This window comes from Roseitalea sp., assembly GCF_984466335.1.
Map to the genome: position 1 here is coordinate 1 of NZ_CFIFWG010000152.1, position 7,745 is coordinate 7,745.

The 7,745-nt window shown below is 66.5% G+C and carries 8 protein-coding genes and 1 pseudogene; 4 read left to right on the forward strand and 5 right to left on the reverse strand.

What is annotated here, in order from left to right:
- Nucleotides 1–30: 30 nt before the first annotated feature.
- Nucleotides 31–768, forward strand: coding sequence for a DNA repair protein RecO (gene recO, locus AC5E6L_RS12580; protein WP_491229450.1), 738 nt, complete (start codon nucleotides 31–33; stop codon nucleotides 766–768).
- Here the strand turns inward: recO and AC5E6L_RS12585 are convergent, their stop codons facing one another.
- Nucleotides 769–1,998 (reverse strand): MFS transporter, encoded by a 1,230-nt coding sequence (locus tag AC5E6L_RS12585; RefSeq protein WP_491773713.1) that lies wholly within the window; start codon nucleotides 1,996–1,998, stop codon nucleotides 769–771.
- A 196-nt stretch (nucleotides 1,999–2,194) separates the two neighbouring features.
- Between AC5E6L_RS12585 and AC5E6L_RS12590 the strand changes: the two genes are divergently transcribed.
- Nucleotides 2,195–3,082: a DMT family transporter gene (locus AC5E6L_RS12590; RefSeq protein ID WP_491229448.1), complete on the forward strand. Its 888-nt coding sequence runs from the start codon at nucleotides 2,195–2,197 to the stop codon at nucleotides 3,080–3,082.
- A gap of 5 nt (nucleotides 3,083–3,087) precedes the next feature.
- Here AC5E6L_RS12590 and arsH read toward each other — a convergent pair whose 3' ends face one another.
- Genes arsH through AC5E6L_RS12605 form a run of 3 tightly spaced genes read right to left on the reverse strand, consistent with a single transcriptional unit; the run spans nucleotide 3,088 to nucleotide 4,682 of the window.
- Entirely contained in the window at nucleotides 3,088–3,834 is a 747-nt protein-coding gene (gene arsH, locus AC5E6L_RS12595) for an arsenical resistance protein ArsH (protein WP_491773715.1), read from the reverse strand.
- A gap of 11 nt (nucleotides 3,835–3,845) precedes the next feature.
- Nucleotides 3,846–4,340, reverse strand: coding sequence for an arsenate reductase ArsC (locus tag AC5E6L_RS12600; protein WP_491773717.1), 495 nt, complete (start codon nucleotides 4,338–4,340; stop codon nucleotides 3,846–3,848).
- 9 nt (nucleotides 4,341–4,349) lie between these two features.
- Nucleotides 4,350–4,682, reverse strand: coding sequence for an ArsR/SmtB family transcription factor (locus AC5E6L_RS12605; protein ID WP_491229445.1), 333 nt, complete (start codon nucleotides 4,680–4,682; stop codon nucleotides 4,350–4,352).
- Nucleotides 4,683–4,831: 149 nt separating this feature from the next.
- On the opposite strand from AC5E6L_RS12605, the gene nadA reads away from it, so the two are divergent.
- Nucleotides 4,832–5,890 (forward strand): quinolinate synthase NadA, encoded by a 1,059-nt coding sequence (gene nadA / locus AC5E6L_RS12610; RefSeq protein ID WP_491773720.1) that lies wholly within the window; start codon nucleotides 4,832–4,834, stop codon nucleotides 5,888–5,890.
- A 298-nt stretch (nucleotides 5,891–6,188) separates the two neighbouring features.
- Here nadA and AC5E6L_RS12615 read toward each other — a convergent pair whose 3' ends face one another.
- The gene (locus AC5E6L_RS12615) at nucleotides 6,189–6,977 is read right to left on the reverse strand and encodes a hypothetical protein (RefSeq protein WP_491228848.1); all 789 of its coding nucleotides are present in this window, start codon (nucleotides 6,975–6,977) and stop codon (nucleotides 6,189–6,191) included.
- 77 nt (nucleotides 6,978–7,054) lie between these two features.
- Between AC5E6L_RS12615 and AC5E6L_RS12620 the strand changes: the two are divergent.
- Nucleotides 7,055–7,621 (forward strand): annotated as a pseudogene (locus tag AC5E6L_RS12620) (FAD-dependent oxidoreductase); the annotation flags it as partial.
- Between the last annotated feature and the right edge of the window lie 124 nt (nucleotides 7,622–7,745).

A 7,745-nucleotide genomic window follows, 5' to 3' on the forward strand; every position in this document is an offset into this window, starting at 1 on the left:
CTTTCACGACTAGGCGCGCATTGTCGCCCCATGCAATGGCGCGACGAGGGCATGATCATCGGCACGCGCAGGCACGGTGAAACGAGCCTGATCGTCGAACTGATGACGCGCGGCCACGGCCGGCATATGGGGCTGGTGCGCGGCGGCCGCTCGCGCAAGCTCCAGCCGGTGCTTCAGCCCGGCAACCGCATCGAGGCCACCTGGCGCGCGCGGCTCGACGAGCATATGGGCACCTATGCGATCGAGCCGGTCGACCTGCGGGCGGCGGCGCTGATGGGGAGCGCGTGCGCGCTCGCCGGCATTCAGCTTCTGGGCAGCCATTTGCGGCTGCTGCCCGAGCGCGACCCGCATGGCGCGCTCTACCGGGCGGCCTGCATTCTCGCCGATCACCTGACCGAGCCGGCGCTGGCCGGCCCGCTCATGGTGCGGTTCGAACTCAGCCTGCTCGACGAGCTGGGCTTCGGCCTCAACCTGTCGCAATGCGCCGGCTCGGGCGTCGCGCACGATCTGGCCTATGTCTCGCCGAAAAGCGGCCAGGCGGTGAACCGGCAGACCGGCGCGCCCTGGGCCGACAGGCTCCTGCCGCTGCCGTCCTTCCTGACCGCGCGGGAAGGTCGCGACTGCCGGCCCGAGGATCTGGACGGCGCGTTCCGCATGACCGGATACTTCCTTGAGCGGGACATCTGGTCGGCGCGCGGCCTGGCCCCGCCCGAAAGCCGCGACGGCTTCCTGCGCGCCGCGCTCAAGGCGATGCGCCGGGCCGCCTGATCACGCCGTCGGCGCGGCCAGCGGCCGGTCCACGCCGCGTTCCTTGATCGGCAAGTGCACCAGAGCGGCGAAAAGGCCGATCGCGACACCCAGCCACCAGACCGGATCGTAGGAGCCGAGCCGGTCGTAGAGGGCGCCGCCCATCCACACGCCCAGGAACGAGCCGACCTGGTGCGACAGGAACACGATCCCGCCCAGCATGCCCAGATGTTTCGTGCCGAACATGATGGCGACGAGCGCGTTGGTCGGCGGCACCGTCGACAGCCACAAAAGCCCCATGACGATCGAGAAGATGACGACGGACATGCCTGTCTGTGGCAGCAGCAGGAACGCCGTCACCACGACCGAACGGGCGATATAGATCAGCGCGAGGAAGATCGGCTTGGGGTATTTCTGCCCGATGATGCCCGCCGCCAGCGAACCGATGATGTTGAAGAAGCCGATCGCCGCGATCCCGATCACCGCATAGCGGGCATCGATCCCGATATCGGCGATATAGGCCGGAAAGTGCGCCGTGATGAAGGCGATCTGGAACCCGCAGACGAAAAAGCCCGCCATCAGGAGCAGGTAGGACGAATGGCCGAACGCCTCCTTCAGCGCCGCGCCGATCGACTGGTCGATTTCGGCCCTACCGGTGCGGCCGGACGCCGAATTGCCCCGCAAAGGGATCGCCAGCACCGGGATCAGCAGCATCAGGGCCGACATGATCAGCAGCGAATCCTGCCAGCCGAACGCGCCGATCAGCGCCTGGCTGAACGGGGCGAAGACGAACATGCCGGCCGAACCCGCCGCGGTTCCCAGGCCGAAGGCGAACGAGCGCTGCTCGGCGCTCACGTTGCGGGCGAAGGCTGCGAGCACGATGCCGAAAGAGCCGGCCGCGATGCCAAGGCCCGCCAGCACGCCCCCGCCCATGTGCAGGAACCACAGCGATTCGGGCGTTGCCATCATGAGCAGGCCGGCCGCATACATCAGGCCCGAAAGCGCCAGCACCCGCCATGTGCCGAACCGGTCGGCGACGGCGCCGAAAAAGGGCTGGCCGAGCCCCCACATCAGGTTCTGGATGGCCATGGCGAGCCCGAAATCGGTGCGCGTCCAGCCGGTGTCGGCGAGCATCGGGATCTGGAAGAAGCCCATCGCCGAACGCGGGCCGAAGGTGAGCGCTGCGACCAGACAGCCCGCCGCGATGATAAGCCAGGGATAATCGGCCTTCTTGGCCTCGTTCTCGATCATGATGGCCTCCGGGGGCAAATGATAAGGCCGGCCTCGGGTCCGGCCAAACCAAATTTTCTGCGCCGTCGATGAAGCTTTTTTGACTTGGCGGGGGCTTTCGGGGGCCAACCCCTTGCCATAGCGTGCGGCCATGCCGACCGCTTCCCCGCCGCCTCGATCAGCGTCCCGCCGCGCCCGGCGTCTGCCGGACGCCGACATGCGCCGGCCTTTCCCCGCCGATCGGGCGCGCGGCCGTCGCGCCGTCGCCCTTGGCGCCATGGTCCTCGCGAGCGCCCTCATCGCGGCGACGACGCTGATCGCCAAGATGCTCGGGCTGGGAACCGGCGGCGCGCCGTTGCATCCGTTGCAGATCAGCGCGGGGCGGTTCGCCTTCGCCCTGATCGCCCTGTCGCTTCTGGCGCTGTGGCTGCGGCCGTCCCTGGCGGGTGCCCGGTGGTCGCTGCATGCGGGCCGGTCCCTGTGCGGCTGGCTCGGCGTGACGCTGATGTTCGCGGCGGCCGCGCGCATCCCGCTGGCCGACGCCACGGCGATCAGCTTTCTCAGCCCGCTCGTCACGATGGCGCTGGCGATCGTCTTTCTGGGGGAACGAATCGGCCGCTGGCGCTGGCTGGCGGCGGCGGTTTCGGTCTGCGGCGCGCTCGTTCTGCTCAGGCCCGGCACCGAGGCGTTTCAGCTCGCCGCTCTTCTGGCGCTCGGCGCCGCGTTCCTGCTGGGCGCCGAGGCGATCTTCATCAAGCGGCTGAGCGATACCGAGCCGCCGCTGCGCATCCTGATCGTCAACAATCTGATCGGCACGGTGCTGGCCGGCGCGGCGGCGGCATGGGTCTGGATCGGCCCCGCGCCGGCGCAATGGCTCCTGCTCGCCATGCTCGGCGTGGCGATGGTGAGCGCGCAGGCGCTGTTCATCCAGGCGCTGCGCAGGGCCGATGCGAGCTTTGCCGTGCCGCTGTTCTACCTCACGCTGGTCTTTGCGGCCCTTTATGATTTTGCCCTGTTCGGCCAGGGGCTGGCCACCGCCAGCATGGTCGGCGCCGCTTTGGTCGTCGCCGGCGCGATCATCATATCGGTGCGCGGCGGGCGGTGAGGGGCTCAGATCGTCCCCAGGCCGACCCGTTCGTGCACCTGTTCGACGCTTTCGACACGCTCGGAGTAGCGGTCGGTCAGATAGGCCGACCGGTCCCGCGTCAGAAGCGTGAACTTCATCAGTTCCTCCATCACGTCGACGATGCGGTTGTAGAAGGAGGACGGCTTCATGCGCCCGTCCTCGCCGAATTCCCGCCAGGCCTTGGCGACCGATGACTGGTTGGGAATGGTGATCATGCGCATCCATCGTCCCAGGACGCGCATCTGGTTGACCGCGTTGAAGCTCTGGCTGCCGCCGCAGACCTGCATGAGCGCCAGCGTGCGCCCCTGCGTCGGCCGGATGCCGCCGATCGGCGACAGCGGCAGCCAGTCGATCTGGGTCTTCATGACGCCGCTCATGGCGCCGTGCCGCTCGGGCGAGCACCACACATGCGCCTCCGACCACAGCGACAGCGCGCGCAGTTCGGCGACCTTGGGATGGTCGGCCGGCGCGCTGTCTGGCAGGGGCAGGCCGGCGGGATCGAAAACGCGCACCTCGGCGCCCAGCCGTTCCAGGATGCGGGCGGCCTCATGGGTCGCAAGGCGCGAATAGGACCGTTCGCGCAGCGAGCCGTAGAGCATGAGCACGCGCGGCCGGTGCAGCGAGGGCGCGGCGTTGTGGATCGCATGCAGGTCGATCCCGCCGAGCCGGTCGGCGGCTAGGTTGGGCATGGACGGGTCATCGCGCCAGGGCGCGCCGGAATCCTCGGTCATGGGCGGCGGCCTCAATTCTGGCCGATATCGTCGAGCCGCTTTTGCAGCGACAGCCGGTCGAGCCCGGCCATCGGCAGGCTGGCGAAGATCGAGATGCGGCTTTCGAGCATGCGGTGCGCGTCGTCGAAGGCAAGGCGCCGCTCGGCCTCGTTGCCCTGGGCGGCCGCCGGATCGGGCACGCCCCAATGGGCGCTCATCGGCTGGCCCGGCCAGACGGGGCAGGCTTCCCCCGCGGCCGAATCGCACACGGTGAAGACGAAATCCATCTGGGGCGCACCGGGTTCGGCGAACGCGTCCCAGCTCTTCGAGCGCGCGAAATCGGTCTTGTAGTTCAGCGCCTTGAGAAGATCGAGCGTGTGGGGATGCACCGCGCCCCTGGGCTGCGAGCCGGCCGAAAAGCCCCTGAACCGACCCCGGCCGACCCGGTTCATGATGGCTTCCGCGATGATCGACCGGGCCGAATTGCCGGTGCACAGGAACAGAACGTTATAGGTCTTGTCGGTCAAGGCGTTTCCTCAGCAGGCACATGCGATTTCATCGAGGACCGGCTGGCACAGCGCCGGATTGCCGCCGCAGCAGTCCTCCATCAGGAACGCGAGCAGCCCGCGCATCCCGTCGAACTGGGCGAAATAGGTGATCGACCGCCCCTCGCGTGCGGACCGGATCAGCCCCGCGCGCGTCAGAACGGCCAGATTGGCGCTCATCGTGTTCTGCCGCACGCCCAGATGCGCGCCGATCTCGCCCGCCGCCATGCCCGCCGGGCCCTGCCGGACCAGCAGGCGAAACACGTCGAGCCGGGTTTCATGCGCCAGGGCGGCAAGCGCTTCGATGCTCTGGGCCTTGTTCATATATCAATAATTCATGATATTTGGATGCATGTCAACAAGGTTCCGCTGGCGCGATTGCGCTCGGCATCCCATATGGCCTACAGACGTCGGCACGGGCGTTGGCGGGTTGCGCCCCAATCGGGAGACCAGGAGCGATGGCCTTGGCCACCATGCAGACCTCTGACAGCCGCGCCGGAGGCAGCGCCGCGGACCGGTTTGGCATCATCGATCGACCGCCGCTCGAATGGAACGCCGAGGTCGAGCGCCAGACGGCGCATTTGTACGAGCGCGTGCGCCACCACATTCCCCTGTTCGAATGGCCGGTCTATGCGCCCTATGTGGCGGCGATCAACCGGCTGAAGAAGGAGCGCAACGCGGCGATCCTCGCCCACAACTACCAGACGCCGGAGATTTTCCACTGCGTCGCCGACATTGTCGGCGATTCGCTCCAGCTTGCCAGGGAGGCGGCCAGGGTCGATGCCGGGATCATCGTCCAGTGCGGCGTGCACTTCATGGCCGAGACGTCCAAGCTGCTGAGCCCGGACAAGACCGTTCTGATCCCGGACATGAGGGCCGGCTGCTCCCTGTCCGAGAGCATCACCGGCGCCGATGTGCGCCTTTTGCGCGAGCGCTATCCGGGCGTGCCGGTGGTCACCTATGTGAACACCTCCGCCGAGGTGAAGGCCGAGACCGACATCTGCTGCACCTCGTCCAACGCGTTGCAGGTGGTCGAGAGCTTCGGCGTCGACACGGTGCTGTGCATACCCGATGAATATCTCGCCCTGAACGTCGCCAGCCAGACGGACGTGAAAATCCTGACCTGGAAGGGCCATTGCGAGGTGCATGAACGGTTCACGGCCGAAGAGCTGCGCGCCTACAGGCAGGCCGATCCCGAAATCGAGATCATCGCCCACCCCGAATGCCCGACCGACGTGGTCGCCATGGCCGACTATACCGGCTCGACCGCCGGCATGATCGACTATGTGCGCGACCGGCGTCCGCCCAAGGTGCTGCTGGTCACCGAATGCTCGATGGCCTCCAACGTCGAGGCGGAGGTGCCCGAAGTCCAGTTCGTCAAGCCTTGCAACCTGTGCCCGCACATGAAGCGGATCACGCTGCCCAAGATCCTCGACGCCCTGTGCGAGATGAAGCAGGAGGTCACGGTCGATCCGGCGATCGCGGCCCGTGCCCGGCTGGCCGTGGAGCGCATGGTGAATTTGCGGCGGTAGCCGAAAGACGGCCCGTGCCGAAAGATGGCCCGTGGCGCCCGGCACAAGGGCTCAATCTCATGACGGAACGCTCTGGAGCCTTTCTCGTGATCTCCGATTCACGTGCAATGCTCTCAATCTTTGGTTGAGAACATGTTCTTGTCCGAAAACCGCACACACTTTCGCTGAAAACGCGCCAGGCCCGAAGCCTGATCCCTCGCAGGACACGAGCAGGTCTTTGATTCCAGTGTGGTTTACGGATTTGAAGTGCGTTCAGGAGCGTGCCGCGAACACTGTAACGAACTGCAAATCCACCACACTAGGCGCCTTGGGGGTCTCCATAGCGGAAGGCGATGCTGAATGGGGTATGGCGCCGCTGATCGGCCTTGCCGCTGTCATGATTCGATGGCTCATCGCCGTCCCCGCCCGCGCGCCCGATCACGGCGCGGCTCGTGCGCCCGGCATCGTCAAGAAACCGCCCTATATTGGCCGACAGGCGGTCGCCCGGTCGAATCCCGGTATAGCGCTTGAGCTTGGTCTCCGCCTCTCGGCCAATCTGATCCAAAAACAAGGCGTGGTGATAAAGCAGTCCGAAAGCGCTGATCTTGCGTGTTCTCGTCATGGCCGCGAACGCCTCCGTGTCGAGATCGGCGGCGATGGTTTGGACGAGATCGAAATAGACGATGAAGGTCCGCACCAGGCGCATCGTATCGACCGGCAGCCAGTGCAGGAACTCCTCCATCCGCGCCTCGTCGAGGCTGTCCGTGCTTGGCGTTGAAAGCCGCAGGTCGGCTTTGGCGCGCCGGATCATCCGAACGGTGGCGATGATGTCGTCTTCCTTGAATGTTTGTGCCAAATCGGTGCGCCATATGACGATATCGTTGTGCAACCGCACCAGTGCGGCCTTGAACCGCCGATGTTTGTCCAATAATGCCAGGCCGCCGCGCCATATCGCCCGCAGGACAAATCCGATCAGCGCCGCAGCGCCGGTGATCGCTACGGCGGCTATCGAGGCTTCCAGCGTGCCTGGCGTCGAGGACCTTTGCCACAACGTGGTTTCGCCCTGCGACGGGAACAGCATATCGATGATGAATACAATCACTTCCATTGCCCTGCTCGCAATTCTGTATGTTTCGCGATGGTTCTGAACAAAAGACCATAACACGATAGGGTGGAATTGCTTTGATGTCGTCAGTGCTCATCGTCGGCGGCGGTCTCGCCGGCCTGTTCTGCGCGCTCAAGCTTGCGCCTTTGCCGGTCACCATCGTGGCGGCCGCCCCGATCGGCCGCGGCGCATCGTCGGCCTGGGCGCAGGCCGGTATCGCCGCCGCCCTTGCGCCGGGCGATGCCGTCGACAGCCATGTCGCCGATACGATCGAAGCCGGTGCCGGCCTCGTCGACGAGGCCGTCGTCGCGGCCATGGCCGGCGCGGCGGCGGACCTGATCCACGATCTTCTCGCGTTCGGCGTGCCGTTCGACCGCGATCTTCAAGGCAAGCTGGCCCTTTCCCGCGAGGCCGCCCACAGCCATGCGCGCATCGTGCGCGTCAGGGGCGACATGGCGGGCCGCGCGATCATGGCCGCCCTGGTCGACGCGGTCGACAGGGCCGCGCACATCCGCGTGCTGGAAGGCTGCCTCGCCGAGGAACTGATCGTCGACGATGGCCGCATCGCGGGCGTGCTTGCGCGCGGCCGTGCCGGCGCGCTGGAGCGGATCGAGGCCGCGGCGGTGATCATGGCCACCGGCGGCATGCTGGATGCGATCGACAATGAGCACTTCCCTGCCTGAGGTCTGACCTTGCCGAACGGCTGCGGCGTTGAGCCGGGGGCGGTGCAGGTCGGTTCCGCAAGACGGGCTTGGATGGTCCCGTGGATAC

What these genes read in the sequence shown, in the direction of transcription:
- recO (WP_491229450.1), top strand. Translation starts at nt 31, where the DNA reads ATGCAATGGCGCGACGAGGGCATGATCATCGGCACGCGCAGGCACGGT.
- AC5E6L_RS12585 (WP_491773713.1), bottom strand. Translation starts at nt 1,998, where the DNA reads ATGATCGAGAACGAGGCCAAGAAGGCCGATTATCCCTGGCTTATCATC.
- AC5E6L_RS12590 (WP_491229448.1), top strand. Translation starts at nt 2,195, where the DNA reads ATGCGCCGGCCTTTCCCCGCCGATCGGGCGCGCGGCCGTCGCGCCGTC.
- arsH (WP_491773715.1), bottom strand. Translation starts at nt 3,834, where the DNA reads ATGACCGAGGATTCCGGCGCGCCCTGGCGCGATGACCCGTCCATGCCC.
- AC5E6L_RS12605 (WP_491229445.1), bottom strand. Translation starts at nt 4,682, where the DNA reads ATGAACAAGGCCCAGAGCATCGAAGCGCTTGCCGCCCTGGCGCATGAA.
- nadA (WP_491773720.1), top strand. Translation starts at nt 4,832, where the DNA reads ATGCAGACCTCTGACAGCCGCGCCGGAGGCAGCGCCGCGGACCGGTTT.
- AC5E6L_RS12615 (WP_491228848.1), bottom strand. Translation starts at nt 6,977, where the DNA reads ATGGAAGTGATTGTATTCATCATCGATATGCTGTTCCCGTCGCAGGGC.